This window comes from Hydrogenophaga sp. UC242_53, from assembly GCF_042696965.1.
In the GTDB taxonomy this organism is placed as follows: domain Bacteria; phylum Pseudomonadota; class Gammaproteobacteria; order Burkholderiales; family Burkholderiaceae_C; genus Hydrogenophaga.
The window spans coordinates 5,210,503-5,236,864 of record NZ_CP170552.1 but is presented as its reverse complement, the minus strand read 5'-3'; the positions used below and the strand labels follow the sequence as shown (position 1 = coordinate 5,236,864).

Annotated in this window: 27 protein-coding genes and 2 pseudogenes; 11 read left to right on the top strand and 18 right to left on the bottom strand. The window is 70.2% G+C overall.

Annotated elements, in window-relative coordinates:
* Positions 1 to 5 precede the first annotated feature (5 nt).
* From trpC to trpE, 6 genes are read right to left on the bottom strand one after another with little or no spacing between them, the layout of a single operon-like run.
* Positions 6 to 806, bottom strand: coding sequence for an indole-3-glycerol phosphate synthase TrpC (gene trpC, locus ACFJI0_RS26395; RefSeq protein ID WP_382322945.1), 801 nt, complete (start codon positions 804 to 806; stop codon positions 6 to 8).
* A 14-nt stretch (positions 807 to 820) separates the two neighbouring features.
* Positions 821 to 1,870 (bottom strand): anthranilate phosphoribosyltransferase, encoded by a 1,050-nt coding sequence (trpD, locus tag ACFJI0_RS26390; protein WP_382322944.1) that lies wholly within the window; start codon positions 1,868 to 1,870, stop codon positions 821 to 823.
* Between the two features lie 20 nt (positions 1,871 to 1,890).
* On the bottom strand, positions 1,891 to 2,529 hold the full coding sequence (locus ACFJI0_RS26385) for a LysE family translocator (RefSeq protein ID WP_382322943.1): 639 nt from the start codon (positions 2,527 to 2,529) through the stop codon (positions 1,891 to 1,893).
* 13 nt (positions 2,530 to 2,542) lie between these two features.
* Complete coding sequence (locus ACFJI0_RS26380; RefSeq protein ID WP_382322942.1) at positions 2,543 to 3,700, bottom strand: GntG family PLP-dependent aldolase; 1,158 nt, start codon at positions 3,698 to 3,700, stop codon at positions 2,543 to 2,545.
* Positions 3,697 to 4,287 carry an anthranilate synthase component II gene (locus ACFJI0_RS26375; RefSeq protein WP_382162681.1) on the bottom strand — a complete coding sequence of 197 codons (591 nt, stop codon included), beginning with the start codon at positions 4,285 to 4,287 and terminating at the stop codon, positions 3,697 to 3,699. Before ACFJI0_RS26375 ends, ACFJI0_RS26380 begins: the two co-directional genes overlap by 4 nt.
* Positions 4,284 to 5,798: an anthranilate synthase component I gene (gene trpE, locus ACFJI0_RS26370; RefSeq protein WP_382322941.1), complete on the bottom strand. Its 1,515-nt coding sequence runs from the start codon at positions 5,796 to 5,798 to the stop codon at positions 4,284 to 4,286. The genes ACFJI0_RS26375 and trpE overlap by 4 nt, the downstream gene beginning before the upstream one ends.
* 417 nt (positions 5,799 to 6,215) lie before the next feature.
* Between trpE and ACFJI0_RS26365 the strand changes: the two genes are divergently transcribed.
* Complete coding sequence (locus ACFJI0_RS26365) at positions 6,216 to 6,809, top strand: chalcone isomerase family protein (RefSeq protein ID WP_382162686.1); 594 nt, start codon at positions 6,216 to 6,218, stop codon at positions 6,807 to 6,809.
* A gap of 91 nt (positions 6,810 to 6,900) precedes the next feature.
* On the top strand, positions 6,901 to 8,025 hold the full coding sequence (locus tag ACFJI0_RS26360; RefSeq protein ID WP_382322940.1) for an ABC transporter substrate-binding protein: 1,125 nt from the start codon (positions 6,901 to 6,903) through the stop codon (positions 8,023 to 8,025).
* Positions 8,026 to 8,031: 6 nt separating this feature from the next.
* On the opposite strand, the gene gph is transcribed toward ACFJI0_RS26360, so the two are convergent.
* Together gph and rpe are read right to left on the bottom strand one after the other, a co-directional pair.
* Complete coding sequence (gph, locus tag ACFJI0_RS26355) at positions 8,032 to 8,667, bottom strand: phosphoglycolate phosphatase (protein WP_382325845.1); 636 nt, start codon at positions 8,665 to 8,667, stop codon at positions 8,032 to 8,034.
* 122 nt (positions 8,668 to 8,789) lie between these two features.
* On the bottom strand, positions 8,790 to 9,479 hold the full coding sequence (gene rpe / locus ACFJI0_RS26350) for a ribulose-phosphate 3-epimerase (RefSeq protein ID WP_382322939.1): 690 nt from the start codon (positions 9,477 to 9,479) through the stop codon (positions 8,790 to 8,792).
* 103 nt (positions 9,480 to 9,582) lie between these two features.
* On the opposite strand from rpe, the gene apaG reads away from it, so the two are divergent.
* From apaG to ACFJI0_RS26320, 6 genes and pseudogenes are all read left to right on the top strand, one after another.
* On the top strand, positions 9,583 to 9,978 hold the full coding sequence (gene apaG / locus ACFJI0_RS26345; RefSeq protein ID WP_291117488.1) for a Co2+/Mg2+ efflux protein ApaG: 396 nt from the start codon (positions 9,583 to 9,585) through the stop codon (positions 9,976 to 9,978).
* Positions 9,979 to 10,019: 41 nt separating this feature from the next.
* Positions 10,020 to 12,070, top strand: a pseudogene (locus tag ACFJI0_RS26340) (site-specific recombinase).
* A pseudogene (gene thiL / locus ACFJI0_RS26335) lies at positions 12,063 to 13,033 on the top strand (thiamine-phosphate kinase). Before ACFJI0_RS26340 ends, thiL begins: the two co-directional pseudogenes overlap by 8 nt.
* 22 nt (positions 13,034 to 13,055) lie before the next feature.
* Entirely contained in the window at positions 13,056 to 13,574 is a 519-nt protein-coding gene (locus ACFJI0_RS26330; RefSeq protein WP_382162700.1) for a phosphatidylglycerophosphatase A, read from the top strand.
* Positions 13,575 to 13,576: 2 nt separating this feature from the next.
* The gene (locus ACFJI0_RS26325) at positions 13,577 to 14,065 is read left to right on the top strand and encodes a CinA family protein (protein WP_382322938.1); all 489 of its coding nucleotides are present in this window, start codon (positions 13,577 to 13,579) and stop codon (positions 14,063 to 14,065) included.
* A 645-nt stretch (positions 14,066 to 14,710) separates the two neighbouring features.
* On the top strand, positions 14,711 to 15,223 hold the full coding sequence (locus ACFJI0_RS26320; protein ID WP_382322937.1) for a hypothetical protein: 513 nt from the start codon (positions 14,711 to 14,713) through the stop codon (positions 15,221 to 15,223).
* Here the strand turns inward: ACFJI0_RS26320 and ACFJI0_RS26315 are convergent.
* The 3 genes from ACFJI0_RS26315 to ACFJI0_RS26305 are packed head-to-tail and all read right to left on the bottom strand — an operon-like array spanning position 15,213 to position 17,417.
* Positions 15,213 to 16,367, bottom strand: a complete 1,155-nt coding sequence (locus tag ACFJI0_RS26315; protein WP_382322936.1) for an Acg family FMN-binding oxidoreductase — start codon at positions 16,365 to 16,367, stop codon at positions 15,213 to 15,215. The two genes, ACFJI0_RS26320 and ACFJI0_RS26315, sit on opposite strands and share 11 nt — an antisense overlap.
* Positions 16,367 to 16,531 (bottom strand): hypothetical protein, encoded by a 165-nt coding sequence (locus ACFJI0_RS26310; RefSeq protein ID WP_382322935.1) that lies wholly within the window; start codon positions 16,529 to 16,531, stop codon positions 16,367 to 16,369. The genes ACFJI0_RS26315 and ACFJI0_RS26310 overlap by 1 nt, the downstream gene beginning before the upstream one ends.
* Positions 16,479 to 17,417 carry an NAD-dependent epimerase/dehydratase family protein gene (locus ACFJI0_RS26305; protein ID WP_382322934.1) on the bottom strand — a complete coding sequence of 313 codons (939 nt, stop codon included), beginning with the start codon at positions 17,415 to 17,417 and terminating at the stop codon, positions 16,479 to 16,481. Before ACFJI0_RS26305 ends, ACFJI0_RS26310 begins: the two co-directional genes overlap by 53 nt.
* A 102-nt stretch (positions 17,418 to 17,519) precedes the next feature.
* Between ACFJI0_RS26305 and ACFJI0_RS26300 the strand changes: the two genes are divergently transcribed.
* Together ACFJI0_RS26300 and ACFJI0_RS26295 are read left to right on the top strand one after the other, a co-directional pair.
* Positions 17,520 to 18,410: a LysR family transcriptional regulator gene (locus ACFJI0_RS26300; protein ID WP_382322933.1), complete on the top strand. Its 891-nt coding sequence runs from the start codon at positions 17,520 to 17,522 to the stop codon at positions 18,408 to 18,410.
* A 52-nt stretch (positions 18,411 to 18,462) separates the two neighbouring features.
* Positions 18,463 to 19,134: a glutathione S-transferase family protein gene (locus ACFJI0_RS26295; RefSeq protein ID WP_382162718.1), complete on the top strand. Its 672-nt coding sequence runs from the start codon at positions 18,463 to 18,465 to the stop codon at positions 19,132 to 19,134.
* Positions 19,135 to 19,144: 10 nt separating this feature from the next.
* Here the strand turns inward: ACFJI0_RS26295 and ACFJI0_RS26290 are convergent, their stop codons facing one another.
* The 4 genes from ACFJI0_RS26290 to ACFJI0_RS26275 all read right to left on the bottom strand — a co-directional run bounded on the left by ACFJI0_RS26290 (position 19,145) and on the right by ACFJI0_RS26275 (position 23,419).
* A complete protein-coding gene (locus tag ACFJI0_RS26290) occupies positions 19,145 to 21,409 on the bottom strand; it encodes a molybdopterin cofactor-binding domain-containing protein (RefSeq protein ID WP_382322932.1) in 2,265 nt (754 codons plus the stop codon).
* Positions 21,410 to 21,420: 11 nt separating this feature from the next.
* The gene (locus tag ACFJI0_RS26285; RefSeq protein ID WP_382322931.1) at positions 21,421 to 21,882 is read right to left on the bottom strand and encodes a (2Fe-2S)-binding protein; all 462 of its coding nucleotides are present in this window, start codon (positions 21,880 to 21,882) and stop codon (positions 21,421 to 21,423) included.
* 98 nt (positions 21,883 to 21,980) lie between these two features.
* Positions 21,981 to 22,553, bottom strand: a complete 573-nt coding sequence (locus ACFJI0_RS26280; RefSeq protein WP_382322930.1) for a TetR/AcrR family transcriptional regulator — start codon at positions 22,551 to 22,553, stop codon at positions 21,981 to 21,983.
* Between the two features lie 56 nt (positions 22,554 to 22,609).
* Positions 22,610 to 23,419: a UPF0149 family protein gene (locus ACFJI0_RS26275; protein ID WP_382322929.1), complete on the bottom strand. Its 810-nt coding sequence runs from the start codon at positions 23,417 to 23,419 to the stop codon at positions 22,610 to 22,612.
* A 67-nt stretch (positions 23,420 to 23,486) separates the two neighbouring features.
* On the opposite strand from ACFJI0_RS26275, the gene ACFJI0_RS26270 reads away from it, so the two are divergent.
* The gene (locus ACFJI0_RS26270; RefSeq protein ID WP_382322928.1) at positions 23,487 to 25,106 is read left to right on the top strand and encodes an FMN-binding glutamate synthase family protein; all 1,620 of its coding nucleotides are present in this window, start codon (positions 23,487 to 23,489) and stop codon (positions 25,104 to 25,106) included.
* Between the two features lie 6 nt (positions 25,107 to 25,112).
* Here the strand turns inward: ACFJI0_RS26270 and ACFJI0_RS26265 are convergent, their stop codons facing one another.
* From ACFJI0_RS26265 to ACFJI0_RS26255, 3 genes are read right to left on the bottom strand one after another with little or no spacing between them, the layout of a single operon-like run.
* Positions 25,113 to 25,469, bottom strand: a complete 357-nt coding sequence (locus tag ACFJI0_RS26265) for a GFA family protein (protein WP_382322927.1) — start codon at positions 25,467 to 25,469, stop codon at positions 25,113 to 25,115.
* A 31-nt stretch (positions 25,470 to 25,500) separates the two neighbouring features.
* Entirely contained in the window at positions 25,501 to 25,965 is a 465-nt protein-coding gene (locus ACFJI0_RS26260) for a DUF1772 domain-containing protein (RefSeq protein ID WP_382322926.1), read from the bottom strand.
* The gene (locus ACFJI0_RS26255) at positions 25,962 to 26,351 is read right to left on the bottom strand and encodes a DUF488 domain-containing protein (protein ID WP_382162739.1); all 390 of its coding nucleotides are present in this window, start codon (positions 26,349 to 26,351) and stop codon (positions 25,962 to 25,964) included. Before ACFJI0_RS26255 ends, ACFJI0_RS26260 begins: the two co-directional genes overlap by 4 nt.
* Positions 26,352 to 26,362: the final 11 nt, after the last annotated feature.

Below are 26,362 nucleotides of genomic sequence, written 5' to 3'. Positions count from 1 at the left end.
CCACCTCAGTTGAACAGCTCGGCCAGCGCCAGCCCGGGCTCGGGCGCGCGCATGAAAGCCTCGCCCACCAGGAAGGCGTTGACCCCCGCCGCGCGCATGGTCTGCACGTCGGCGCGGCCCAGGATGCCCGATTCGGTGATCAACAGGCGGTCGGCCGGCACATCGGGCAGCATGTCCAGCGTGGTCCGCAGCGTCACCTCGAAGGTGCGCAGGTTGCGGTTGTTGATGCCGACCAGGCGGGTCTTGAGCCGCAGCGCGCGCTCCAGTTCGGCGCGGTCGTGCACCTCGACCAGCACGGCCATGTTCAGGCCCAGGGCCACGGCCTCGAGCTCGGCCATGCGGGCGTCGTCCAGGCAGGCGGCGATCAGCAGGATGGCGTCGGCGCCCATGGCGCGGGCCTCATAGACCTGGTAGGGGTCGACCATGAAGTCCTTGCGCAGCACGGGCAGGTCGCAGCTGGCGCGGGCCTGCTTGAGGAAATCGGGGCTGCCCTGGAAGAACTGGCGGTCGGTCAGCACCGACAGGCAGGCCGCGCTCACCTGGCCATCGCCTTCGGCGTAGCTTTGCGCGATGTCGGCGGGAATGAAGTCTTCGCGCAACACGCCCTTGCTCGGGCTGGCCTTCTTGACCTCGGCGATCACGGCCGCCTGGCCGGCGGCGATCTTGGCGCGCAGCGCGCCCTCGAAATCGCGCGTGAGCACGCGGCTCTCGGCATCGAAACGCACCGCATCCAGCGGCTTCTTGCGCTGGGCGGCGGCGATTTCCTCGTGCTTGACGGCCACGATCTTCTGCAGGATGTCGCTCATGACGGTGTTCCAGATCAGGCCACGAAGGCCTTGAGTTGTTCGAGTTCCGCCAGCGCCGCGCCGGCGGCGAGCGTGCGCCGCGCCAGCGCGATGCCTTCGCCCATGTCGGCGACCACGTTGGCCGCGTACAGCGCCACACCGGCGTTGAGCGCCACGATCTCGCTGGCGGCCTTGAAGGCCGGGTCGTCGCGGCCTTCGAGCACCCCCATCAGCATCTGGCGCGAGGCCTCGGGCGTTTCCACCCGCAGCGCGCGGCTGCTGGCCATGGTCATGCCGAAGTCCTCGGGGTGGATTTCGTATTCGGTGATCTCACCGTTCTTGAGTTCGCCGACCAGCGTGGCGGCGCCGAGCGAGACCTCGTCCATGCCGTCGCGCCCGTACACCACCACGGCGTGTTCGGCGCCCAGGCGCTGCAGCGCGCGCACCTGGATGCCCACCAGATCGGGGTGGAACACGCCCATGAGGATGTTGGGGGCCGAGGCCGGGTTGGTCAGCGGCCCCAGGATGTTGAAGATGGTCTTGATGCCGAGCTCGCGCCGCACCGGGGCCACGTTCTTCATGGCGGGGTGGTGGTTGGGCGCGAACATGAAGCCCACGCCGACCTGTTCGATGCAGCGCGCGATGGCCTCGGGCGGCAGGTTGATGTTGACGCCCAGGCTCTCCAGCACGTCGGCGCTGCCACTCTTGCTCGAGACGCTGCGCCCACCGTGTTTGCTCACGCGCGCGCCGGCCGCGGCGGCCACGAACATGGAACAGGTGGAGATGTTGAAGGTGTGCGAGCCGTCGCCGCCGGTGCCCACGATGTCGACCAGGTGGGTCTTGTCGGCCACGTGCACCTTGGTGGAGAACTCGCGCATCACCTGCGCGGCGGCGGTGATCTCACCGATGGTTTCCTTCTTCACGCGCAGGCCGGTGATGAAGGCGGCCATCATGACCGGCGACATCTCGCCGCTCATGATCAGGCGCATGAGGTGCAGCATCTCGTCGTGGAAGATCTCGCGGTGCTCGATGGTGCGCTGCAGCGCTTCCTGCGGGGTGATCTTGTGTGCGGAGGTGGGTGACATGAAGGTCTCCAAGGGTCTCTTTACGGGGCGGGATGGTCGGTCAAGGCCAGTTTCAGGCCGAAGCCGATGAAGAGCACGCCGGCGGCGCGGTCGAGCCAGTGCATGGCGCGGCGCACCAGGCTCACGCGGTTCGCGGCCCAGGCCGCGAGCCAGGCGTAGCCCAAGGTCACGGGCAGGGCATTGAAGCTGAACAGCACGCCCAGGGCCAGGAAGGCCAGGGTCTTGTGGCTGGCGTCGGGCGCGATGAACTGCGGCAGGAAGGCCAGGAAGAACAGCGCCACCTTGGGGTTGAGCACGTTGGTGAGGAAGCCGCGGCGGAACACGCGGCCTAGGTCCGGCTCGGCGGGGGCGGCGTCGGGCGCCCAGCCCGGGGTGGACGCGCGCAGCAGGCGCACGCCCATCCACAGCAGGTAGGCCGCGCCGACGAACTTGACGACCGTGAACGCCGTGGCCGAGGCCGCCAGCAGGGCGCCCAGGCCGACGGTGGCGATCGCCACATGCACGAAGCAGCCCGCGAAGATGCCGAGCGCGGCCACCATGCCGGCGCGCACGCCGCCGCGCAGCGAGTTGCTCACGATGTAGAGCACGTCCGGGCCGGGCGTGAGGTTGAGCAGCCAGCCGGCCACGATGAAGAGCAGGAGTTGCGGCCAATCGGGCATGGGACGCTCCGGCTCAGTAGACGGCGGTGCCGGCGGCGCGCGCGGCGGGCGCGGTGCCGCCCTGCGCGAAGAAGGCCCGGGTGCTCGCGATCGCGCGGTCGATGCCGGCCGTGTCCACGTCGAGGTGTGTCACGAAACGCAGCCCGATCAGGCCGGTGGCGAGCACGCCATCCTTCGCGAGGTGGGCCAGCAGGTCGGGCCCACGCCCGCCGGCCACATCGACGAACACGATGTTGGTCTGCGCGGAGCGCACGCTCAAGCCCTCGATGCCGGCCAGGCCCTGGGCCAGGCGCAGCGCGAGCGCATGGTCGTCGGCCAGGCGGCGCACGTGGTGGTCCAGCGCGTGGTGCGCGGCGGCCGCCAGCAGGCCCGACTGGCGCAGCCCGCCGCCCAGCATCTTGCGCCAGCGCAGCGCGCGGCGGATCAGGTCTTCCGAGCCGCACAGGGCCGAACCCACGGGCGCGCCCAGGCCCTTGCTGAAGCAGACCGACACGCTGTCGAAGCGGTCGACGATGCCGCGCACCGTCTGGTAAGGGTCGCCCCCACGCTCCCCCACTGCGTGTGGGTCGCTGCCCCCCGAGGGGGCTGCCTCGGCTTGGAGCGGTCCTGCGCCGAGGCGAGGGTCACCACCGGCCGCCACCGCCGCGTTGAACACGCGCGCGCCATCCAGGTGCACCGCCAGCCCGTGCTCGCGCGCCAACGCCGTGGCGCCGTCGAGGTAGTCGGCCGGCATGGGGTGGCCGTTCCAGGTGTTCTCCAGGCACAGCAGGCGCGTGCGGGCGAAGTGCGGGTCGTCGGGCTTGATGGCGGCGGCGATGTCGGCCAGCTGCATCTGCCCGCTGGCGTTCTGCGCCAGCGGCTGCGGCTGGATGCTGCCCAGCACCGCCGCGCCACCACCTTCGTAGCGGTAGGTGTGGGCGTTCTGGCCCACCAGGTACTCATCGCCGCGCTCGCAGTGCGCCAGCATCGCGCACAGGTTGCTCTGCGTGCCGCTGGGCATGAAGAGCGCGGCCTGCTTGCCGGTGATGGCGGCGATGCGCTCCTGCAACGCCTGCACCGAGGGGTCGTCGCCGAACACGTCGTCGCCCAGGGGCGCGGCCATCATGGCCTCGCGCATGGCGGCGGTGGGTTGGGTGACGGTGTCGCTGCGCAAGTCGACGGTGGTGTTCATGCCTGCTCCAGGAAGTTCTTGAGCATGGCGTGGCCGTGCTCGGTGAGGATGCTCTCGGGGTGGAACTGCACGCCTTCGATCGCCAGTGTCTTGTGTTTCACGCCCATGATCTCGCCATCCGGCGTCCAGGCCGTGACCTCGAGGCAATCGGGGCAGCTCGCGCGCTCGATGGCCAGCGAGTGGTAGCGGTTCACGGTGAACTGCTCGGGCAGGTTCGCGAACACGCCCTGGCGCGTGGTGGTGATCGGCGAGGTCTTGCCGTGCATCAGCTCCTGCGCGCGAACGATCTTGCCGCCGAAGGCCGCGCCGATGCTCTGGTGCCCCAGGCACACACCGAGGATGGGCAGCTTGCCCGCGAAGTGCTGGATCGCCGCGACCGAAATGCCGGCCTCGGCGGGCGAACACGGCCCTGGCGAAATCACCAGGCGATCCAGTTGACCGGCGGCCAGGCGCGCATCGATCTCCTCCAGCGTGATCTCGTCGTTGCGGAACACGCTGACCTCGGCACCGAGTTCGCCGAAGTACTGCACGATGTTGTAGGTGAACGAGTCGTAGTTGTCGACCATGAGCAAGCGGATCGGCTTCATTCCAGGCCCTCCTCGACCAGTTCGGCGGCGCGCAGCAGCGCGCGCGCCTTGTGTTCGGTTTCCCTCCACTCCATCTCGGGCACCGAGTCGGCCACCACGCCGGCCGCGGCCTGCACGTAGAGCGTCTGGTCCTTGATGATGCCGGTGCGGATCGCGATCGCCACGTCCATGTCGCCGGCGTAACTCAGGTAGCCGCAGGCGCCGCCGTAGATGCCGCGCTTGGTCGGCTCGAGCTGGTCGATCAGCTCCATGGCATGCACCTTGGGCGCGCCGGTGAGCGTGCCGGCCGGGAAGGTGGCCTTGAGCACGTCCATGCTGCCCACGGGCTGGCCGTCCGGACCCTCCACCAGGATGCCCTCGACGTTGCTCACGATGTGCATCACGTGGCTGTAGCGCTCCACCGCGAAGGCCTCGGTCACCTTCACGCTGCCGGTCTTGGCGATGCGACCGATGTCGTTGCGCGCCAGGTCGATCAGCATCACATGCTCGGCGCGTTCCTTGGGGTCGTTGACCAACTCGGTCTCGGTGGCTTTGTCCTGCTCGGGCGTGGCGCCGCGCGGGCGCGTGCCCGCCAGCGGGCGGATGGTGATCTTCTGGCCCTCGGGCGTGTGCTCCTGGCGCACCAGAATTTCCGGCGAAGCCCCCACCACGTGGAAATCCCCGAAGTGGTAGTAATACATATAGGGAGACGGGTTGAGCGAGCGCAGCGCGCGGTACAGGCTCAGCGGCGACTCGGTGTAGCGCTTCTTGATGCGCTGGCCCACCTGCACCTGCATGAAGTCACCGGCGGCGATGAGCTCCTTGGCGCGCTCGACCGCCGCGAGGTAGTCGGCCTTGGCGAAGTCGCGCTCGGCCGGGTAGCTCTGGCTGGGCTTGACCACCGGCGCGCTCACCGAGTACTTCAGCGCCTCGCGCAGTTCGCGCAGCCGCTTCTTGGCGTTGGCGTAGGCCTCGGGCTGGGCCGGATCGGCGTACACGATGAGGTAGAGCTTGCCCGAGAGGTTGTCGATCACCGCCAGTTCTTCGCACTGCAGCAGCAGGATGTCGGGGCAGCCCAGGGTGTCGGGCGGGCAGCTGTTCTCCAGCTTCTTCTCGATGTGGCGCACCGCGTCGTAGCCGAAGTAGCCGGCCAGGCCGCCGCAGAAGCGCGGCAGACCGGGGCGCAGAGCGACCTTGAAGCGCTTCTGGTAAGCGGCGATGAAGTCCAGCGGGTTGCCGTGCGCGGTCTCGACGACAGCGCCGTCGCGCACCACCTCGGTCTTGGCCTCGGCGCCGAAGCCGCTGGCGCGCAGCAGGGTGCGCGCGGGCAGGCCGATGAAGCTGTAGCGCCCGAAGCGCTCACCGCCCACCACCGATTCGAGCAGGAAGCTGTGTCTGCCGTCACCGCGCCCGTGCGCGAGTTTGAGGTAGAGCGAGAGCGGGGTTTCGAGGTCGGCGAAGGCCTCGGCCATCAGCGGGATGCGGTTGTAGCCCTGCTGGGCCAGGCTCTTGAATTCGAGTTCCGTGATCATGTTCGTTCTTTCCATCGGCCACACGCCGGGTCATCGTCGACGCATCGGGTGGGGCTGGGGTCCATGCCATCCGGGGAAACATCCGCCGGGTTCGGGGTGGGGTGACAGTGGCGGCGTGGAACGCGCGCGGACTGTGCAAACCCCGGGGGAAGGTGCACGTTTACGCTGGCTTGCGCCAGGGCCAGGCTCCCCGGCCATTGCGGCTCGGCAGACCACCTGAAAAGGATGTGCGTGGGTTGAACATGGAAGGCGCAGTGTAGCAAAGCGCCATGACCGTGTCCCACATCACGCGCCCAAGCTTTGGTTCTACGGCCAAACCCTGATGTCCGGCACAGGCTCGGCAAGGACAATCCTGGCGAAACGAACGGGTGTTCGTTTTTTTACGCGCCATCGCCCTCGCCCACCCGGACACACCCCATGAAAACACCGTTGATGCCCACCCTCGCCCTGGTCTTTGCCCTGCTCGGCATGGGTGCGGCGCAGGCCGCCACCGTCGACCTCGCCGGCGTGAAGCTCGAAGACCGCGCCACCGTCGCCGGCAGCCCGCTGGTGCTCAATGGCGCCGGCATCCGCTACAAGGCGGTGTTCAAGGTCTACACCGCCGGCCTGTACCTCGGGGAGAAGGCGAGCACCCCCGAGGCGGTGCTCGCGACCAAGGGCCCCAAGCGCATCAGCATCACCATGCTGCGCGACATCGACTCGGCCGAGCTGGGCAAGCTGTTCTCGCGCGGCATGGAAGACAACATGGACCGCAGCGCCTTCTCCAAGCTCATCCCGGGTGTGCTGCGCATGAGCCAGGTGTTCAGCGACCACAAGAAGCTGCAGGCCGGCGACAACTTCCTGGTGGACTGGGTGCCCGGCACCGGCGCCGTGCTCACCATCAAGGGCAAGGTGGAAGGCGAGCCGTTCAAGGAGCCCGAGTTCTACGACGCCCTGCTGCGCATCTGGCTGGGCCCCAAACCGGCCGACCACCTGCTCAAGGACGCCCTGCTGGGCAAGCCGGCACGCTGACCCGTCCGCGCGACGCGCGGCCCCCATGCGCCGCCGAACGGGCGGTCCGGCCCGCCAGAATGCGGGTCATCCCCTCTACGCCGCATTCACTATGATCCGTCGCAACCTGATGGCCGCCCTGGCCGCCGCCCTCCTGCCCGTCACCGGCCTGCCCCAGGACAGCGGCGACATCGTGGTGGCGCAGATCGGGCCGTTCACCGTGCTGCCCGCGCCGGACCCGAAGGAGCTTAACGAAGGCATCACCGCCGCGCTGGACGAGATCAACGGCCGCGGTGGCATCCAGGGCCGGCGCATCTCGCTCGTCAAGCTGGACGACACCTACACCTTCGACGGCTTCCGCCAGCAGCTGGGCACGGTGATGGCGCAAAAGCCGGTGGCGCTGCTGACGCCGCTGGGCTCCGCCACCCTCAAGGGCCTGCTCGACAGCAAACTGCTGGACACCACCGACATCGTGATCCTCAACGCGGTGCCGGGCGCCAGCGTGCTGCGCTCGCCGGGGCACCCCAAGCTGTTCCACATCCGCGCGGGCGACGAGCAGCAGATCCACAAGATCGTGACGCACGCGCGCACGCTGAGCATCCGCTCCATGGGGGTGCTGCACCAGAACATCCCGATCGGCTCCTCCGGCCTGGCCTCGGCGCGCAGCGCGGCGGCCGAGCTGGGTGGCATCGAGATCGTGGAGGCGCAGTCCGCCACCGACGCCGCGGCGCTCGCGCAGGCGGCCAAGACCCTGGCCGCCGCCAACCCGCAATCGGCCCTGGTGGTGGGCGCACCCAAGTTCTCGGGCGAGGCCATTGCCGCGCTGCGGGCGGCGGGGGTCTCGCAGCAGATCTTCAGCCTGTCCTACCTGCCCGCACCGGCGCTGATGAAATTCGCGGGCACCGGCGCGCGCGGCGTGGGCCTGTCCCAGACCTTCCCCAACCCCATGGGCGCGACGCTCCCGCTGCAGCGCGATTTCCGCGCAGCGATGCGCAAGGTGCACCCCACGCTGATGGACTACACCACCTTCCACATGGAGGGCTACATCACCGCCCGGGTGTTCGCCGAAGCCGCCAAACGCAGCCGCAGCCTCAATCCCTCGGGCATCGCGCAGTCGCTGCGCGCCATGGGCGAGGTCGACCTCGGCGGTTTCCGCGTCAACTTCGCCAAGAGCAACCTGGGCAGCAACTGGGTGGACATCGGTGTGGTGTCCGGCGACGGCAAGCTGCTTTACTGATCGTCTTCAGGCCCCTGCCTGCAGCAAGCCGGGCAGGCCGTCGAGGCGGTCCACGAAGGCATCGGCGTCGACCCCGCGCACCGGCTCGCCGTGGTTGTAGCCGTAGGTCACCAGCACCACCGGGCAGCCGGCAGCTCGCGCGGCCAGCGCATCGTTCTGCGAATCGCCCACCATCAGCGTTTGCGCCGGCACCGTGCCCAGGGCTTCACAGGTCTTGAGCAGCGGCAGCGGGTCGGGCTTGGTGCGCTCGAAGCTGTCGCCGCCGAACACGTGGGCAAAAAAGTCCGCCAGGCCCTTGGCTTGCAGCAGCGGGCGCGCGAAGTTCAGCGGCTTGTTGGTCAGGCAGGCCAGCGGCAGGCCCCGCTCGCGCAGCGCCGCGAGGCCCTCGACGACACCGGGGTAGACCGCGCTGTGCTGGCCGTTGATGGCCAGGTAGTGCGCCTGGTAGCGCGTCCAGGCTTCGGGCTGCAGGCGGGCGGCCTCGTCGGCACCAAGCCCGCCGTGCAGCAGCGCCGAGCGGATCAGGTGCGCCGAACCCTTGCCCACCATGCGCTCGATGTCGGCGCGGGCGACGACCGGGCGGCCCAGGTCCTTGAGGGCTTCATTCAGGGCGACGTCGAAGTCGCCCAAGGTGTCGACCATGGTGCCGTCAAGGTCGACGATCAAGGCCCCCACGCTCCACCGCTGCGCGGGTCGCTGCCCCCCGAGGGGGCTGGCCGGGCTTGGGAGCGGCCCGGCGCCCAGCCGGGCGTCGTCGATGCTTCTCATTGGAGCGCCGCGCGCATCTGGTCGATCACGGCCTTGTAGTCCGGCTTGCCGAAGATCGCGCTTCCGGCCACGAAGGTGTCGGCCCCTGCGTCGGCCACGCGGCGGATGTTGTCGGCCTTGATGCCGCCGTCCACCTCCAGGCGGATGTCCTTGCCGCTGGCCTCGATGCGCCGGCGCGCGTCCTCGATCTTGCGCAGCGCGGAATCGATGAAGCTCTGGCCGCCGAAGCCCGGGTTCACGCTCATGATCAGGATCAGGTCGATGTCGTCGATCAGCCAGTCCAGCACGTCCAGCGGCGCGCCGGGGTTGAAGGTCAGGCCGGCCTTGGCGCCCTTGGCCTTAATGGCCTGCACGCTGCGGTGCACGTGGGTGCTCGCATCGGGATGGAAGCTCACGAGATCGGCGCCGGCGTCGATGAAGGCACCGGCCAGCGCGTCCACCGGCTGGATCATCAGATGCACGTCGATCGGCACCGGCGTGCCGTCGGGCTTCTTGGCATGCGGCTTGAGCGCCTGGCAGATCATGGGCCCGAAGGTCAGGTTGGGCACGTAGTGGTTGTCCATCACGTCGAAGTGGATCCAGTCGGCGCCGGCGGCGATGACGTTCTTCACCTCGTCGCCCAGGCGGGCGAAATCGGCGGACAGGATGGAGGGGGCGATGCGGTGCTGGACGGGAAGCTGGGACATGGGCAACCTGGCTGGTGGGGAATGAGTGGGCGCGGGATCGGGCCAAAGACCCCATTCTCGCAGGGCCACCGCGTTGACGCAGGCGCGCGGTAACATGCCGCCCATGCCGAAATACCTGTTCACCTGCGAGGTCGAACCCCAGTTCCTGAGCGAACAGTCGTCGCCCGACGAAGACGTGTACGCCTTCGCGTACACCATCACCATCACCAACGCGGGCGAGGTGCCGGCACAGCTGATCGCGCGCCACTGGATCATCGACGACGCGCGCGGGCAGACCGAGCAGGTCAAGGGCCTGGGCGTGGTCGGGCACCAGCCCCTGCTGCGGCCCGGAGAATCCTTCCAGTACACCAGCGGCACGCGCCTGGCCACGCCCACGGGCACCATGCGCGGCAGCTTCTTCTGCGTGGCCGAAGACGGTGAGCGTTTCGAGGCCGAGGTGGCCGAGTTCGCGCTGCGCGCCCCGGGCTCGGGCGACGCACCGGCGCGGGTGCTGCACTGAAACCCGGCGCCCCGACACGCGGCCCCCACTCCGACGACCGCATGCCCACCTCCACCCCGCTCGACACCCTGGACCCGGACGCCCCGCTGGCGCTGCGCCACCTGTGGCTGATCGGCGCGCTGCGCTGGGTGCGCGGCGAAGAGGCCGACGTGCAGGCCAGCGTCGGCCGCGTGCGCCTGTTCCTCGACACCGTGCAGGGCGATCCCGCCGTGCAGGCGCGCTGGCGCCGCTGGTGGGGCCGCTTCATCGCCACCGTGGACCTCACGCCGCTGCTGGCCGACCACGGCTTCGCGCCGCGCACCGCCTTTCTGAGCGAATTCGGCAACCGGCTGCGCAAGAAAGTGCTGCCGGGCACGCCCGAGACCACCGACATGGCCGAGCTGTTCGACCTGCTGCTGTCCGCGCGCTTCGACGTGCGCTGGCTCAAGGCGCTCGACAGCGACACCCTCAAGCGCCTGCGCAGCCTGCTGATCGCGGCGCCGGCCGACGAGGCCCCGGCCGCCGACTCGCCCGCCGGCTTCTGGCAGACCGCGCTGATGGACGCGCTGATCTTCTGCGTGAGCCAGATCAGCGCCACCGGCTTCGCCTCGGAAATCCGCATCCGCATGTCGCCCGAGGCGCAGGCCCAGCGGCCCTTCCACGAGCTGCCGGCCGATTTCGAGGCGCTGCGCCGTGCCGTGAACAGCCACGGCGCACGCAGCCCCGAAGCCCTGGCCGCCGCCGATGTGCTGCGCCAGCAGCTCGACGCCTGCCGCCACGCCGCCTACACCGTGTACTCGCACCTGGAAGAGCACGGCGTGTCGGTCGGCATCGTGTTCCGCCTGCGCCAGCTGCGCGAACGCATCGTGCGCGTCAAGGAGCTGCTGGACTGCCTGCAGTCCGAGCAGCCCGAGCGCGCCACCGCCGCGCTGCTGGCCGACCTGGCCCAGGTCGGGCTGGACAACCGCAGCGTGCGCTCGCTCATCGCCAGCAGCTCGCACCTCACCGCGGCCAAGGTGGCCGAGCGCAGCGCCGAGAGCGGCGAGCACTACATCACCCGCAACGCCGCCGAGTACCGCGAAATGGTGCGCAAGGCGGCCGGCGGCGGCGCCATCATCGGCCTGACGACCTGGATCAAGTTCCTGCTGTACGGGCTGGGCCTCACCGCGTTCTGGGGCGGCTTTGCCGCCGGCCTGAACTACGCCGCCTCGTTCGTGCTGATCATGCTGCTGCACCTCACGGTGCGCACCAGAGCAGCCCGCCGTGACCGCGCCAGCCATGGTCGCCAAGCTGCGCGACATCAAGGCGCCCGGCGCGGTGCGCCGCTTCGTCGACGAGGTCGCGCAACCTGTTCCGCTCGCAGATCGCCGCCATCGTGGGCAACGTGGGCCTGGTGATCCCCGTGGTGGTGCTCATCAGCCTGGGCCTGCAGCTGCTCACCGGCCAGGCCATGGTGAACGAGGACAAGGCGCACCACGTGCTCAACGACATCCACCTGCTCGGCCCCACCGTGTTCTTCGCGGCCTTCACCGGGGTGCTGCTGTTCGCCTCCAGCATCATCGCCGGCTGGGTCGAGAACTGGTACGTGTTCCACAACCTGGACTCGGCCATGCAGCACAACCCGCGCTTCACCGCCGTGCTCGGGCGCGAGCGCGCCGCGCGCTGGGCCGATTTCATGCGCCGCAACATCTCGGGCCTGGCGGCCAACATCTCGCTGGGCTTCATGCTCGGCCTGGTGCCCGCGTTCGCGGCCTTCTTCAGCCTGCCGCTGGACGTGCGCCACGTCACCCTCTCGGCCGGCCAGGTCACGGCCGCGGCCATGGCGCTGGGCTGGGACGTGTTCACCGAGCCCGCCTTCTGGTGGGCGGTGGCCGGTGTGCTCGCCGTCGGGCCGCTCAACCTGGGCGTGAGCTTCTACCTCGCGTTCCGCCTCGCGCTGCAGGCGCAGAACATCAGCGAGGTCAATCGCCAGCTGATCCGCGCCGCGATCAAGCGCCGCATCCGCGCCGCGCCGCTGAGCTTCCTGATTCCGCCCCGGGCCGCGCGCCGCGGCGAAGACGACGAACCCCCTGCCCCGGCACCCTCGGCCGGTTCGCCCCAAGCGCATGGGTGAGTTCGAACTGATCCGCCGCCATTTCCAGCGCGCGCCAGCGACCGGTGGGGACGGCGCGGTGGTGCTGGGCATCGGCGACGACTGCGCCCTGCTGCAACCCAGCCCCGGCCACCAGCTCGCGATCTCCAGCGACATGCTGGTCGAGGGCCGGCATTTTTTCGCCGACGTGGACCCCGAAGCGCTGGGCCACAAGGCGCTGGCCGTGAACCTGAGCGACCTCGCCGCCATGGGCGCGCGCCCGCTGGGCTTCACGCTCGCGCTCGCCCTGCCCCACGCCGACAGCGACTGGCTCGCGCGCTTCGCGCAAGGGCTGTTCGCGCTGGCCGATGCGCACGCCTGCCCGCTGGTGGGGGGGACACCACGCGCGGCCCTCTCAACCTCTGCATCACCGTCTTCGGCGAGGTGAAACCCGGCCAGGCGCTGCGGCGCGACGCCGCGCGCGCGGGCGACGACCTGTATGTGAGTGGCCGCACCGGCGAAGCCCGGCTGGCGCTGGAGCAGCTGCGCGGCACCGAATGGGCCGGCACGGCCGTGGAGGCCGAAGCGCGCGCGCGGCTGGAGCGGCCCACACCGCGCAACGCCCTGGGTGTGGCGCTGTCGGCCGTGGCGGGCGCGCACGCCGCGATCGACCTGAGCGACGGCCTGGCCGGCGACCTCGGCCACCTCCTGCAGGCCAGCGGCGTGGGCGCCGAGATCCACCTGCCGGCCCTGCCCGTGGCCCCTGCGCTGCAAGGCCTGCCCGAGGCGCGGTGGCTCGAATGCCTGCTGGCCGGCGGCGACGACTACGAGCTGCTGTTCACCGCCGCGCCCGAAGCGCGCGAGGCCATTGCCCAGGCCTCGGCCGACAGCGCCACGCCGGTCACGCGCATCGGGCGCATCACGGCCGCCCCGGGCCTGCGCCTGCTCGGCGCGGCGGGCCAGGAGGTGCCACTCGGCGCACAAGGCTTCGACCATTTCGCCTGAGTGCCCGCCCGATAATCCCCGCATGCCCGACACCGCCAACGACGCGCCGCTCACCCGCCCGACCTGGCGTTTCCTGCTTGCCCACCCCGCCCACTTCCTCGCGCTCGGCGCGGGCGCTGGCCTGAGCCGCCTGGCGCCGGGCACGGCCGGCACGCTCTGGGCCTGGGTCGCCTTCCTGCTGCTGGACCCGCTGCTCACGCCGCTGACCTGGGCGGTCGTGATCGCCGCGGCCACGCTCGCGGGCTGGTGGGCCTGCACCGTCACCGCGCGGCACCTGCGCGTGGCCGACTCCGGCCACATCGTGTGGGACGAGGTGGTCGCCTTCTGGCTGGTGCTCTGGATGATCTCGCCCAGCGGCTTCTGGGCCCAGCTTGCGGCGTTTCTGATCTTCCGGCTGTTCGACATGGTCAAGATCGGCCCCATGGCCTGGGCCGACCGGACCTTCAAGGGCTTCGGCCCGCGCGGCGGCTTCGGCATCCTGCTCGACGACTTCGCCGCCGCTTTCTGCACGCTCATCGTCATCGCCTTGTGGAGGCTCTGAACATGCCCGACACCACCACCGCCCTGGTCGAACAACTCGCCGCCGCCCTCAAGGCGCGCGGCCTGATGATCGCCACGGCCGAAAGCTGCACCGGTGGCCTGATCGCGGGTGCCTGCACCGAGCTCTCGGGCTCCAGCGACTGGTTCGAGCGCGGGTTCGTCACCTACTCCAACGCCGCCAAACACGGCCTGCTCGGCGTGCCGGCCCTGCTGATCGAGCGGCACGGCGCCGTGAGCGAGCCGGTGGCGCGCGCCATGGCCTCGGGCGCGCTGGCGCACTCGCCGGCCCAGCTCGCCGTGGCCGTGACCGGCGTGGCCGGCCCCACCGGTGGCAGCGCCGAGAAACCGGTGGGCACGGTGTGGTTCGGCTGGGCCACGCCCGAGGGCGTGTTCACCGAGCACCAGCGCTTCGACGGCGACCGCGCCGCCGTGCGCCAGGCCACGGTGCGCCATGCGCTGGCCGGCCTCCTGCAACGACTGCCCCGCACCTGAAGCCCATGGAACCGTTCAAGAACCTCATCGGCCCGGCCACCGTCGTCAACGCCGGCCACCACCTGCGCCGCGCCTGGCCGACATTCGACCGCAAGCGCTTCGAGGCCCAGGCCGCCACCGGCCTGGAACAGCTGGAGTTCAAGGCCCGGGCCATGCAGCTGGCCGACGCGCTGGAAGCCACACTGCCCGACGACTTCAACGCCGCCTGCGAACTGCTGGAGGCCAGCCTCGCGCCCCCCCTGGCCATGGACGCCCAGGGCGAACCGCTCAAGCTCGGCGAGGCGCGCGACGAGCACGGCATCGGCGGCTGGGCCCTGTGGGCGGTCGGCGAATTCGTGGCGCGCCGGGGCGTGGCCGACGAAGCGGCGGCCCGGCGCGGCCTGGCCTGCCTGCACGCGGTCACGCAGCGCTTTACCGCCGAGTTCGCCATCCGGCCGCTGATCCAGCGCCACCCCGCCCTGGCCTTCGACACCCTGGGCCAGTGGGTGAACGACCCGAGCGCGCACGTGCGTCGGCTGGTGAGCGAAGGCAGCCGCCCGCGCCTGCCCTGGGGCCTGCGGCTGCAGGCGCTGGTGCTGGACCCGGCCCCCACCCTGCCCCTGCTGCGCGCGCTGCAGGACGACCCCAGCAGCTACGTGCGCCGCAGTGTTGCGCAACCACCTCAACGACATCGCCAAGGACCACCCCGACCTGGTCGCGGGCTGGGTGCGCGACCACCTGATCGACGCGCCCGATGCGCGCAACGCGCTGCTGCGCCACGCCAGCCGCGGCCTGATCAAGGCCGGCCACGCGCCCACGCTGGCGGCCTGGGGCCTGGGCAGCGGCCTGCAGGGCGAGGCCACGCTCGCGCTGACGGCGAAGCGCGCGGCGGTCGGCGGCGAGATCGGCCTGCGCGTGCAACTGCGCTCCAGCGCGCGCCAGCCCCAGTCGCTGGTCGTGGATTACGCCGTGCACCACGTGCGCGCCAACGGCAGCGCCTCGCCCAAGGTGTTCAAGGGCTGGAAGCTCACGCTCGCGCCCGGCGAAGAACGCGCGCTGGAAAAGCGCCACAGCCTCAAGCCCGTGACCACGCGCACGCTCTACCCCGGCACGCACCTCATCGACCTGCGGGTCAACGGCGTGGCGCTCGCGGAGGCGGCGTTCGAACTCAAGCCTTGAGGATGTGCGCCGCGAGACCGCGCCGGGGCGAGGGCCCGATCACCGGCGCATAGCCCAGCCGGGCCCACATCTGCACCGTGAAGCGCGGTGCCGGCGCACCCAGCAGCCGATGGATCTCGTTGTATGGCCCTATCTGCTCGGGGTACTCCTGCAGCGCCTGCGACAGCGGCTGCATCGACAGGCCCGCGGCGGTGGCGGCGAGTTGGGCCCGCACATAGGCGCGGCCCGCGTTGATCTGCGTGCAGCGGTCGTTGCCCTCGGTCACCAGCCAGAAGAAGGCGGGCGTGTGCTCGATCCGGGTGTTGAAGTCCTGGATCTGGGTCGTCGTCGACGTGCCGTCGGGCGCGGGCACCTCGCGGCGGTCGAACAGGCCCAGGGCCACGAGCGCGCGCACCATCGGCGCGTTGAGCGAAATGCCGTCGCGGTGCCGCGCGATCTCCTGCGGGCCCACGCGCAGCACCTGGAGCGACTCCATCACCGTGCGCGGCGTGACCAGCTCGATGCGCCAGGCTTCGCGGGCGATGCGGCGGTGCCGCGCCAGCGCCTCCGACTGCGCGGCACCCACGAAACCGACCCGCATCGGATAAGCCTGCACACTGGCGCTGATCGCCTCCAGGGCAGCGGCATCGGGTTCGCGCGCCTCATAGGCCTCGCGGTTCGTGCGGCGGTGGAAGATCTGCGCGAACAGTGGATCGGGCGCCACCGACGCCTCGGGCACCAGGCGGATGCGCGCGGTCGGCCGTGCATCGACCGTCTCGGGGCCGAAGGCGCCCTGCGGGAACAGCTCGATCTGCGCGCGCAGGCCCTTCTCTCGCGCCGCCAGGTCGAGCAGTTCGATGAAGCAGCCCTGGCTCATCATCATCTGGCGCGAATGCGGGTCGGTCTGGGGCAACAGGCGGCTGCGGTCGATGAACAGGGTGATCTCGTCGGGCACGCCCAGGTCCACCAGCCAGGACTGCAGGTTGTGCGAGTGCGGCGCGAGCAGCGCGTGCCCCACCAGCCAGCGGCGCACGTCGGTCTGCTCGCCCGGCCCCTGCCAGGCGGCAATGGCCTCGGGCGGCAGCGCGCTGTCGCAGGCGCCCAGGGTGACGGCGACCGCGCCGCCGCCCGCAAGGCGGATGAAGCGCCGGCGGTCCATGGACATCAGGCCCGCGCGGGCAACGCGGTCACGCCCTCGGCGCCCAGCAGCGCCAGGCCCTGCAGCGTGTGTTCCAAGGCCTGCGGCCAGGGCGTGTGCGGCTCGCTGCCGATCCGCTCACGCAGGCGGCGGTTGTCCAGCCGGTGGGTCTGGTTCCAGAGATAGCGCAAGGCGGCCAGCGCGCCCAGGGTCGGCATGGCCAGGCCGAGCGCGCGGATCAGCGGCCAGGGCATGCCACCCACGCGCAGCGCCTCGTTCTCGCGCAGCCAGCCTTGCTCGCGGGCCAGTGGCTGCAGGGCATTCACCCAATCGCGGCCCGTGAGCGTGTGGCCGCTGAAGTGCAGCGACTCGAACGCGGGCAGGGTCTCGCGCACACGCGCCAGGGCGACGAAGGTCTGCGCCAGGTCGGGCAGGTAGGCCCAGGGCGTTGCGCACGTCCAGCGGACCGGGAAACACCAGCTTGCCGCGGCGGATGCCGGTGAGCATCGCGCGGTCCAGCCAGGTGCCCTGGCCCTGCCCATAGAAATTGCCGGCGCGCACGATCACCGCGCGCAGTTCCCCGCGTTGCGTGGCCGCCTCCAGCCGCTCTTCCATCTCGGTGCGCACGCGGCCCATGGCCATGGTCGGCCGGTACGGTGCGCCTTCGAGCAGCACCGCCGGCATGCCCTGGCCGAAGTTGTAGACGTTGCCCGGCAGCATCAGCGTGGCGGCCAGCGCGCGCGCCACGGCCATGCCACTTTGCAGCAGGGGCCCGTTCTCCCGCTCCCAGGCCGGGCGGGTGTACTGGTTGGGGTTGAGCGCGTGCACCACCACCGTGGCGCCGCCCGCCTGCCGCACCCGCGCCACCAGGTCGGCGACGGCCTGCGGCGTGTCCACCGCCTGCGCCAGCCATTGCACACCGGCCACCGTGGGTGCCTGTGCACCGGGGCGCATCTGCGCCAGCACGCGCCAGCCGTCGCGCGCGAAGGCCTGCACCGCGGCCAGGCCCAAGCGGCCGCGACCGCCGAGCACCAGCACCGTGCCGGCAGGGGAGGAAGAAGAGGGCATGGTTTTCATGAGGAACTCCGCGAAACACCGACCACCGGCGCCATGGCATCGATTGTGGAAACAGATCGCCCCATTCACAATGGGATGAAACTGAACATCAGCCATGCACAAATGAATACCGGTGATTTCAACTGGACCCTCATCCGCTCCTTCCTCGCGGCGCTCGACCGGGGCAGCCTGATGGCCGCCGCGCGGGCCCTGGCCACGACCCAGCCCACGATGGGTCGCCACATCGGCGAGCTCGAAACGCAGCTCGGCGTGGTGTTGTTCGAGCGCACCGGCCGTGGCCTCGTGCCCACGGCGCACGCCCACCGGCTGGCCGAGGCGGCGCGCGCGATGGCCAGCGCGGCCGACCAGCTCGCGCGCCAGGCTTCGGGCGCGCAGCAGGATGCGCGCGGCTCGGTGCGCATCAGCGCGAGCCAGCCCGTGACCTGCGTGCTGCTGCCGCCGGTGCTGTTGCAGTTGCGCCAGGCCCACCCGGACATCCAGGTGGAGCTGGTGTCGAGCAATGCCGTGAGCAACCTGCTGCAGCGCGAGGCCGACATCGCGCTGCGCATGGTGCGCCCCGACCAGGCCACCCTGCTGTGCAAAAAGGTCGGCCAGGTGGCCCTGGGCACCTACGCCCACCGCGACTACCTGCGCCGCCGGGGCACGCCGCGCACGCCGCAGGATCTGCTGGCGCACGACCTGGTGGGCAACGATCGCCAGACCGACATCCTGCGCGGCTTCGCGGCCATGGGCTACCCGATGCAGCGCGAGAACTTCGCCGTGCGCACCGACGACCTCAACGCCTACCAGGCCGCGGTGGACGCGGGACTGGGTGTGGGCTTTCTGGCTCGCTATGTGGCGCGCCGCAACCCCGACCTCGTGCCGCTGCTGCCGATGCTGCCGATCCCGCCGCTGCCGGTGTGGCTCGCGGTGCACCGCGAGATCCGCAGCAACCCGCGCATCCGCCAGGTGTGGGACTTCCTGGCGCAGGCCCTGCCGCCGGCCCTGGCCTGAACGCAGCCCCTACACTGGCACGGCACCACCCCCATTTGAAAGGCAGCCCTTCATGCTCACGGTCCACCACCTGAACAACTCGCGCTCGCAGCGCGTGCTCTGGCTGCTCGAAGAGCTGGGCGTGCCGTACCAGATCGAGCGTTACGAGCGCGACCCCAAGACCATGCTGGCGCCGGCCTCGCTGCAGAAGGTGCACCCGCTGGGCAAATCGCCCGTGGTGACCGACGGCAAGGCCACGCTGGCCGAATCGGGCGCGATCCTGGAGTACCTGGTCGAGACCTACGGCGAAGGCCAATTCGCGCCCGCGCACGGCACACCGTCCTTCCTGCGCTACCGCTACTGGCTGCACTACGCGGAAGGCTCGCTGGCCACGCCGCTGCTGCTGCAACTGGTGTTTGACCAGATCGAGCGCAAGAGCCCCTTCATCGTGCGCCCGGTGGCGCTGGGCATCTCGTCCCAGGTCAAGAAGCTGCTCGTCACGCCCAACCTCAAGCGGCACTTCGACTACCTCGAAGCCGAGCTGGCGGAACACGGACCCTGGTTCGCCGGACGCTCGTTCAGCGCGGCCGACGTGCAGATGAGCTTCGGCATCGAAGCCGCCGCCGCGCGCGGCCTGCTGAAGAACCGGCCCAAGCTCGCGGACTGGCTGCGCCGCATCCACGAGCGGCCCGCCTACCAGCGCGCGCTGGCACAGGGCGGGCCGTTCGACCTCGGCACGTTCTAGACCGGCCGCGTCACGCCAGCTTGAACGGCAGTTCGCGCAGCGGCCTGCCGGTCAGGCTCGCGATGGCGTTGGCGAACGCCGGCGCCAGCGGCGGCAGACCGGGTTCGCCCACGCCGGTGGGCGCGTCGGCGCTGGGCACGAGGTGCACCGCGATGGCCGGCATGTCGGTGATGCGCGGCACCGCGAAGTCGCCGAAGTTGCTCTGCTCCACCACGCCGTCCTTCAGGGTGATGGCCGCGCCCGGCAGGCACATGGACAGGCCCATCAGCGCCCCGCCCTGAATCTGCGCTTCCACGCTCTTGGGGTTCACCGCGAGGTTGCAGTGCACACCGGCCGTGACCTGGTGCAGCTTGGGCGTGCCGTCGACCACCGAGGCCTCGACCACGTAGGCCACCACCGAGTCGAAGGACTCGTGCACCGCCACGCCCCAGGCGCGGCCGGCGGGCAGGGCCTTCTTGCCGTAGCCGCTTTTGTCCACCGCGAGCTGCAGCGCGGCGCGGTGGCGCACGGCCTTGTCGTCCATCAGCTTCAGGCGGTAGGCCACTGGGTCCTGTTTCGTGGCGCGCGCGATGTCGTCGATCAGCGTCTCCATCACGTAGCCGGTGTGCGTGGAGCCCACGCTGCGCCACCACAGCACCGGCACGTTGAGCTTGGGGTGGTGGGCCGAGAGGCGCATGGGCACGCTGTAGGGCTTGCCCATGCCTTCGACCATGGTCTCGTCCACGCCGCCCTTGACCATCATGGGTTCGAAGAAGGTGCCGGCCATGATGGACTGGCCCACGATCACGTGGTCCCAGGCCAGCACCTTGCCCTGCGCGTCGAAGCCGATCTCGGCGCGGTGCAGGTGCATGGGGCGGTAGTAGCCGCCGCGCACGTCGTCTTCGCGGCTCCACACCGTGCGCACCGGCGCGCTCAGGCCGGCGGCCTGCGCGGCTTTCGCGATGGTGCAGGCCTCGACCACGAAATCGCTGGTGAGCAGGCCGCGCCGGCCGAAGCCGCCGCCGGCCATCTGCACGTTCATCGTCACCTGCTCGGGCTTCACGCCCAGCGTGCGCGCGGCCGCGGCCGTGTCCAGCCCCGGCATCTGGGTACCGGTCCACACGGTGGCCTTGGCGGCGGCGCCGCTGCCGGTGAGCTGCACCGTGCAGTTCAGCGGCTCCATGGGCGCGTGCGCCAGGTAGGGGAACACGAACTCGGCGCTGATCTTGTGCGGCGCGTTGGCCAGCGGCGCCATGTCGGCGTCGTGCTTGATGTGGCCGGTCTTGGCGGCCAGGGCGCGGTAGCTCACGAGCTGCTGCGCGCTGTCCACCTTCTCGCGGCCGGCGTCGTTCCACTGCACCTTCAACGCATCGCGGCCCTGCTTCGCGGCCCAGTAGCCCTCGGCCACCACGGCCACGCCTTCGCCGCCATCGTGCAGCGGCACACGCAGCACGGCCTTCACGCCCTTCACCGCGCGCGCGGCCGCGTCATCGACCGAGGCCACCTTGCTGCCGAACACCGGTGGGTGCTGGAGCACGGCGGTGAGCATGCCGGGCAGGCGCACGTCCATGCCGAAGCCCTGCCGTCCGCTGGATTTCGCCTTCGCGTCCAGCCGCGTCGTGGGCTGGCCGATCAGCTTGAAGCGCGACGGGTCCTTGAGCGTGACCTGCACCGGCACCGGCTGCTGCATGGCGGCGTCGGCCAGGGCGCCGTAGCCGAGCTTCTTGCCGCCGGGGCCGATCACCACGCCGCGCTCGGTGGCCAGCGAGGCCACCGGCACGTTCCACTGCTTCGCGGCGGCCGCCAGCAGCATGGCGCGCGTGCGCGCGCCGAGCTCGCGGTACTGGGTGTACGAGTGCTTGACCGCCGTCGAGCCGCCGGTGATCTGCATGCCGAAGGCCGGGTCGTTGTAGGCCGGGTCGGCGTTGCCGTGCACGGCCTGCACGCGGCTCCAGTCGGCGTCCAGCTCTTCGGCCAGCACCATCGCCAGGCCGGTGTGCGTGCCCTGGCCGAACTCCAGGCGGTTGACGGTGACGGTGACCGTGCCATCGCGCGCGATCTTCACGAAGGCGGCGGGCTGCTGGTCGGGCTTCAGACCGGTGGCGGCGGGGGCCGCACCCTGCTGGGCGCTGGCGATGAGGGGGTAGGCGCCCAGCGCGAAACCGGAGGCGGTGGCGATCTTCAGGAAGCTGCGGCGCGCGATGCCTTCAGGCGCCTCGGCGTCCTCCAGGCGGTGGGCCAGCGCGGGCGGCAGGTGGGCGCGAATCTGGTCGGCGGTGTGGGTGTGCAGGTGCATGGGGTGTCCTTTCAGGCCAGCGTGCGGGCCGCGTCCTGGATGGCGATGCGCACGCGCGCATAGGTGCCGCAGCGGCAGATGTTGCCGGCCATGGCACCGTCGATCTCGGCATCGCTGGGTTTCGGGTTGGCCTTGAGCAGCGCGGTGGCGCTCATGATCTGGCCGCTCTGGCAGTAGCCGCACTGCGCCACGTCGGCCTTCACCCAGGCCTGCTGCACGGCCTGGCCGACGCGGTCGGTCGCCACTGCTTCGATGGTGGTGATCTTCTGCCCCACGGCCGAGGCGATGGGGGTGACGCAGGAGCGGATGGCCGCGCCGTTCAGGTGCACGGTGCAGGCACCGCAAAGCGCCGCGCCGCAACCGAACTTGGTGCCGGTCATGCCCAGGGTGTCTCGCAGGGCCCAGAGGATGGGGGTGGATTCGTCGGCGTCGACGCGAACGTCCTTGCCGTTGATGTTGAGCGTGGTGGGCATGCGTGGGTTCTCCTGTCGTGGGTTGAAGTGCCGGTACACCAGTGAATGAATGTTCATTCGCTTTATAGTGAAAAACGGTGTCGAAGAAAAGTCTTTTCTCAGGCTTTGATGCCATCCCAGCAAAGACCGAAGGCCTGCGCCAGCGCGGCCTCGGTGTCTTGCAGGTCGCCGCTGCGCAGCAGGTTGGCGGTGTCGCGCACCGAACCGAAGAAGCTCGCGGCCAGCAGCATGGTGGGCACGTCCTTCACGATCTGCTGCGCCCGCGCCTCGTCGAAAAAGCCCAGGCAGCCGCTGGCGAAACGCGCCGAGAACTGGCGCGAGGCCTCGCTGAACCAGGGCGAGTTGTAGTACTGGTCCATGAACACCGCCTCCGGGTAGTGCGCCAGTCGGTGGCGCAGCAGCCGGGTCCAGTTCTGCTGGATGCGGCGGCGGAACGGCACGGACGGATCGATGCCAGTGTCGATCAGCGCGCTCAGCGCACCCTTGACCTGCTCGTACAGCGCGTTGAGCAGCTCTTCCTTGGAGCGGTGGTAGACGTACAGCGTGCCGGTGGCGAGGCCCGCCTCGCGCGCGATGCCGGCCATGGTCAGCCCGCTCAGGCCAACGCGCTCGACCAGCGCCAGGGTGGCGCTGGCGATGGCCTGCTGCTTGTCGTCGTCCTTGGGTTTCATGAGGGCGCGATCTTAAGCGAATGAATGTTCATCCGTCAACCGCGCCCGGACGGCCGTCAGGCCCCGTGGCATTTTTTGTATTTCTTGCCGCTGCCACAAGGGCAAGGATCGTTGCGGCCCGGCGTGGCCTCCTTGCGCACCGGCTCCACGCGCGGGCCCAGGCTCTTGCCGATCTGGTGCAGGTCGTAGACCGCCCAGATGGCGGCGCCGAAGGCGTTGAGCCGGTCGTCGCTCACGCTGGGCGGGCCGTCCTCGGCGTGCATGTTCACCGTGGGGGTGTCGGTGTCGTCCTCGGTCAGCTTGACCACCTTCTCGAGCGCCTCGTCGATCCAGGCGGCGGTCTCCTTGTCGCGCGGCGGCTCCCAGTCCTCGCCGAAGTTCTCCACCACGAACATGAAGCCCAGCGCCCACACCTGGGCGTAGGCCGGCAGCTCCTGGTCCTGGAACTCGGCGCGCTCTTCGTCCGGCAGCGCGGCCACGGCGCCGCGCACATCCATCAGCTCGGGGTGGTAGCTGCGCTCGTCTTCCAGCGTGTCCACCGGTGCGGCCAGCGATGCCGCCACCTCGGCCTCGCGGCGCGACCACAGGTCCATGAAGCGCTCGTACTGCGCGGTGTCGCTGAAATGCGTGCCGTCGTCCTGCGGCGCGGTGGGCAGCGGGCCGGTGCCCAGCAGCACGGGCAGCCACTCGGCGGGCTCGATGGGGCGGCGCGTGCACAGCAGCGCGGCCATCGCGCCTTCGCAGAACTCCCACTGCGGCACCTCGTCGCCGCGCGTGCGCAGGTCGTCCAGGATGGCGTCGAGCGCGTCGTAATCGTCGTGGTCCAGCGCGCCGGCCGGGTCGGAGGGGGTGTTCGTCGTTGTCATGGTGCAAAGAAGCCGGGGTTTTATGATGCCCCGCAGTGTATTCCCCGGTGCACCCACGAAAGCCCGCATGCTCGACCGCCTCAACGCCCTCTACCCCGTGCGCTACACGGCCTTCGCGCTCTGCGTGCTGTTCGGGCTGCTGAGCCTGTTTACCCTGGTGGCCTTCGGGGTGGGCGGGTTCACGTTCCTGGTGTTCGGGGCCCTGTCGGCCGTAGGCCTGTGGGACCTGCGGCAGACCAAGAGCTCGGTGCTGCGCAACTACCCGGTCATCGGGCACCTGCGCTTCATGCTGGAGAAGATCCGGCCCGAGATCCGCCAGTATTTCCTGGAGAACGACACCGACGCCACGCCGTTCTCGCGCAGCCAGCGCAGCCTGGCCTACGCGCGCGCCAAGGGCGAGACCGACAAGCGCCCCTTCGGCTCGCAGCTGGACATGAACGCCGACGGCCACGAGTGGCTCAACCATTCGCTGCAGCCCAGCACCCTGGCCACGCACGACTTCCGCGTGCTCATCGGCGGCGACACCTGCACCCAGCCGTACGACGCCAGCATCTTCAACATCTCTGCGATGAGCTTCGGCGCGCTCTCGGCCAACGCGATCCAGGCGCTCAACGCCGGTGCGAAAAAGGGCGGCTTCGCGCACGACACCGGCGAAGGCTCGATCTCGGCCTGGCACCGCCTCAACGGTGGTGACCTGATCTGGGAGATCGGCTCGGGCTACTTCGGCTGCCGCGATGAAACCGGCCGCTTCAGCCCCGAACGTTTCCAGGCCAACGCGATCGACCCGCAGGTGAAGATGATCGAGATCAAGCTCAGCCAGGGCGCCAAGCCGGGCCACGGCGGCGTGCTGCCCGGCCCCAAGGTCACGCCCGAGATCGCTGCGGCGCGCGGCGTGCCGGTGGGCATCGACTGCGTCTCGCCCTCGTCGCACAGCGCGTTCACCACGCCGATCGAGATGATGCATTTCATCACCCAGTTGCGTGAACTCTCGGGCGGCAAGCCGGTGGGCTTCAAGCTGTGCATCGGCCACCCCTGGGAATGGTTCGCCATCGTCAAGGCCATGCTGCAGACCGGCGTGCGGCCCGACTTCATCGTGGTCGATGGCGCCGAGGGCGGCACCGGCGCGGCGCCGCTGGAGTTCACCGACCACGTGGGCGCACCGCTGCAGGAAGGCCTGCGCCTGGTGCACAACACCCTGGTGGGCGTGAACCTGCGGGAACACATCAAGGTGGGCTGTGCCGGCAAGGTGGTGAGCGCCTTCGACATCGTGCGCGCCATGGCCATCGGCGCGGACTGGTGCAACAGCGCGCGAGGCTTCATGTTCGCGCTGGGTTGCATCCAGGCGCAGAGCTGCCACACCGGCCACTGCCCCACCGGCGTGACCACGCAGGACCCGGTGCGCCAGCAGGCGCTGGTGGTGCCCGACAAGGCCCAGCGCGTGTTCCATTTCCACCAGAGCACGCTGATGGCGCTGCAGGAACTGGTGCAGGCCGCCGGGCTGCAGCACCCGCGCCAGATCACCTCGCACCACCTGGTGCGCCGCGTGAGCGAGAACGAGGTGCGCCTGCTGGCCAACCTGCTGCCCTCCACGCCCCCCGGCGCGCTGCTGACCGACCTGGCGGCGCAGCACGCGGTGTTCACGACCTATTGGGAGCGGGCCAGCGCGGAGCGGTTCAGCCTGGCCTGAGGCCCGTCACGCGTCCCGGCCGTTGTACTCGTGGACCGGCACCGTGCTCAGGTCCAGCCCCTCGATGCAGCGCAGGTTCACGGCCGCCATGGCGTTGCCCTTGGGGTCCACCCCCTCGGCGTAGGGGTGCATGCCGCAGGTGGGGCAGAAGCGGTGCTTGATGAGGTGTTTGTTGAACAGGTAGGTGCTGGCCGCGTCCTCGGGGGTTTTCAGCGTGAACTGGTCGCGGGGCACGAACCAGAGCAAGGACCCTTTGCGGGAACAGATCGAGCAGTTGCAAGACAGGGCGCTGCCGATCTCGCCCTCGACGTCGAACGCGACCTTGCCGCAATGGCAACTGCCGGAATAGCGTGTGCTGGCCATGGGAACCTCGCTCGGTGATGGTTGGGGGATGTCAGTTGTAGCAAACCAGGACCGCACACGCCGCGGCCACCAGCGCCGCCGCGGTGCGCACGTGGTTCCAGCGCGTCCATTCGCGCACGTAGGTCGGCCAGTAAGCCGCCGCGTCGGACGACGCCGCCTCCAGGCGCGCTAGGCGGTTGTTGCGCGGCACGTTGAAAGCCATGGTCACGCCGAAGGTGCCGAGCGCGTAGAGCAGGCCCCCGGCGAGCAGCGCGGCCGACCCGGCCATCACGGCCACCACCACGCAGGCGATGGACAGCAGCAGCGTGCCCATGAACGCCCCCATGAACCAGGGGTTGATCACCACGATGTTGATGCGCTGCATGGCGGCCACGCCCTGCGCGGCGGGCAACTGCGCCAGGGCCTTCATCACGAATGTGGAGAAGCCGTAGAACACGCCCCCCACCGTGGCCGCGCCGAGCGCGGTGAGCAGGGCCAGCAGGTCCGTGCCGCTCATGGCTCGACCTTCGCGCCCTTTTCCCGCAGCAGCTCGCGCAGCACCGAACGGTGGCAGTGCGATTCGTCCTCGCAGTAACAGCCGACGGAAAAATCCGAGCGGTGCGACAGCGCGGCGAGCAGCTCCAGGTTGCGCGCGTTCTCGGGCGCGGCCATCTCGGCGCGGTATGTCCGCGTGAAGGCGCTCCACTGCGCGGCTGTCTCGGCGGACTGGCCGAGCTTCATGGTCTCCACGCTGGGCGCGAGGTTGGGGTACCACACGTCGTACCAGTTGCCCGAGGCGAACTCGGTCTTGGGCACGCCGCGCGGCGGCCGCCGCACCGTGCCGATGCGGGTGCCCTCGCCCGCCGCCCTGTCGCTGCCCAGTCGAACCACCCGAATCGCCATGGCCGTCTCCT

What these genes read in the sequence shown, in the direction of transcription:
- trpC (WP_382322945.1), bottom strand. Translation starts at nt 806, where the DNA reads ATGAGCGACATCCTGCAGAAGATCGTGGCCGTCAAGCACGAGGAAATC.
- trpD (WP_382322944.1), bottom strand. Translation starts at nt 1,870, where the DNA reads ATGTCACCCACCTCCGCACACAAGATCACCCCGCAGGAAGCGCTGCAG.
- ACFJI0_RS26385 (WP_382322943.1), bottom strand. Translation starts at nt 2,529, where the DNA reads ATGCCCGATTGGCCGCAACTCCTGCTCTTCATCGTGGCCGGCTGGCTG.
- ACFJI0_RS26380 (WP_382322942.1), bottom strand. Translation starts at nt 3,700, where the DNA reads ATGAACACCACCGTCGACTTGCGCAGCGACACCGTCACCCAACCCACC.
- ACFJI0_RS26375 (WP_382162681.1), bottom strand. Translation starts at nt 4,287, where the DNA reads ATGAAGCCGATCCGCTTGCTCATGGTCGACAACTACGACTCGTTCACC.
- trpE (WP_382322941.1), bottom strand. Translation starts at nt 5,798, where the DNA reads ATGATCACGGAACTCGAATTCAAGAGCCTGGCCCAGCAGGGCTACAAC.
- ACFJI0_RS26365 (WP_382162686.1), top strand. Translation starts at nt 6,216, where the DNA reads ATGAAAACACCGTTGATGCCCACCCTCGCCCTGGTCTTTGCCCTGCTC.
- ACFJI0_RS26360 (WP_382322940.1), top strand. Translation starts at nt 6,901, where the DNA reads ATGATCCGTCGCAACCTGATGGCCGCCCTGGCCGCCGCCCTCCTGCCC.
- gph (WP_382325845.1), bottom strand. Translation starts at nt 8,667, where the DNA reads ATGGTCGACACCTTGGGCGACTTCGACGTCGCCCTGAATGAAGCCCTC.
- rpe (WP_382322939.1), bottom strand. Translation starts at nt 9,479, where the DNA reads ATGTCCCAGCTTCCCGTCCAGCACCGCATCGCCCCCTCCATCCTGTCC.
- apaG (WP_291117488.1), top strand. Translation starts at nt 9,583, where the DNA reads ATGCCGAAATACCTGTTCACCTGCGAGGTCGAACCCCAGTTCCTGAGC.
- ACFJI0_RS26330 (WP_382162700.1), top strand. Translation starts at nt 13,056, where the DNA reads ATGCCCGACACCGCCAACGACGCGCCGCTCACCCGCCCGACCTGGCGT.
- ACFJI0_RS26325 (WP_382322938.1), top strand. Translation starts at nt 13,577, where the DNA reads ATGCCCGACACCACCACCGCCCTGGTCGAACAACTCGCCGCCGCCCTC.
- ACFJI0_RS26315 (WP_382322936.1), bottom strand. Translation starts at nt 16,367, where the DNA reads ATGTCCATGGACCGCCGGCGCTTCATCCGCCTTGCGGGCGGCGGCGCG.
- ACFJI0_RS26305 (WP_382322934.1), bottom strand. Translation starts at nt 17,417, where the DNA reads ATGAAAACCATGCCCTCTTCTTCCTCCCCTGCCGGCACGGTGCTGGTG.
- ACFJI0_RS26300 (WP_382322933.1), top strand. Translation starts at nt 17,520, where the DNA reads ATGAATACCGGTGATTTCAACTGGACCCTCATCCGCTCCTTCCTCGCG.
- ACFJI0_RS26295 (WP_382162718.1), top strand. Translation starts at nt 18,463, where the DNA reads ATGCTCACGGTCCACCACCTGAACAACTCGCGCTCGCAGCGCGTGCTC.
- ACFJI0_RS26290 (WP_382322932.1), bottom strand. Translation starts at nt 21,409, where the DNA reads ATGCACCTGCACACCCACACCGCCGACCAGATTCGCGCCCACCTGCCG.
- ACFJI0_RS26285 (WP_382322931.1), bottom strand. Translation starts at nt 21,882, where the DNA reads ATGCCCACCACGCTCAACATCAACGGCAAGGACGTTCGCGTCGACGCC.
- ACFJI0_RS26280 (WP_382322930.1), bottom strand. Translation starts at nt 22,553, where the DNA reads ATGAAACCCAAGGACGACGACAAGCAGCAGGCCATCGCCAGCGCCACC.
- ACFJI0_RS26275 (WP_382322929.1), bottom strand. Translation starts at nt 23,419, where the DNA reads ATGACAACGACGAACACCCCCTCCGACCCGGCCGGCGCGCTGGACCAC.
- ACFJI0_RS26270 (WP_382322928.1), top strand. Translation starts at nt 23,487, where the DNA reads ATGCTCGACCGCCTCAACGCCCTCTACCCCGTGCGCTACACGGCCTTC.
- ACFJI0_RS26265 (WP_382322927.1), bottom strand. Translation starts at nt 25,469, where the DNA reads ATGGCCAGCACACGCTATTCCGGCAGTTGCCATTGCGGCAAGGTCGCG.
- ACFJI0_RS26260 (WP_382322926.1), bottom strand. Translation starts at nt 25,965, where the DNA reads ATGAGCGGCACGGACCTGCTGGCCCTGCTCACCGCGCTCGGCGCGGCC.
- ACFJI0_RS26255 (WP_382162739.1), bottom strand. Translation starts at nt 26,351, where the DNA reads ATGGCGATTCGGGTGGTTCGACTGGGCAGCGACAGGGCGGCGGGCGAG.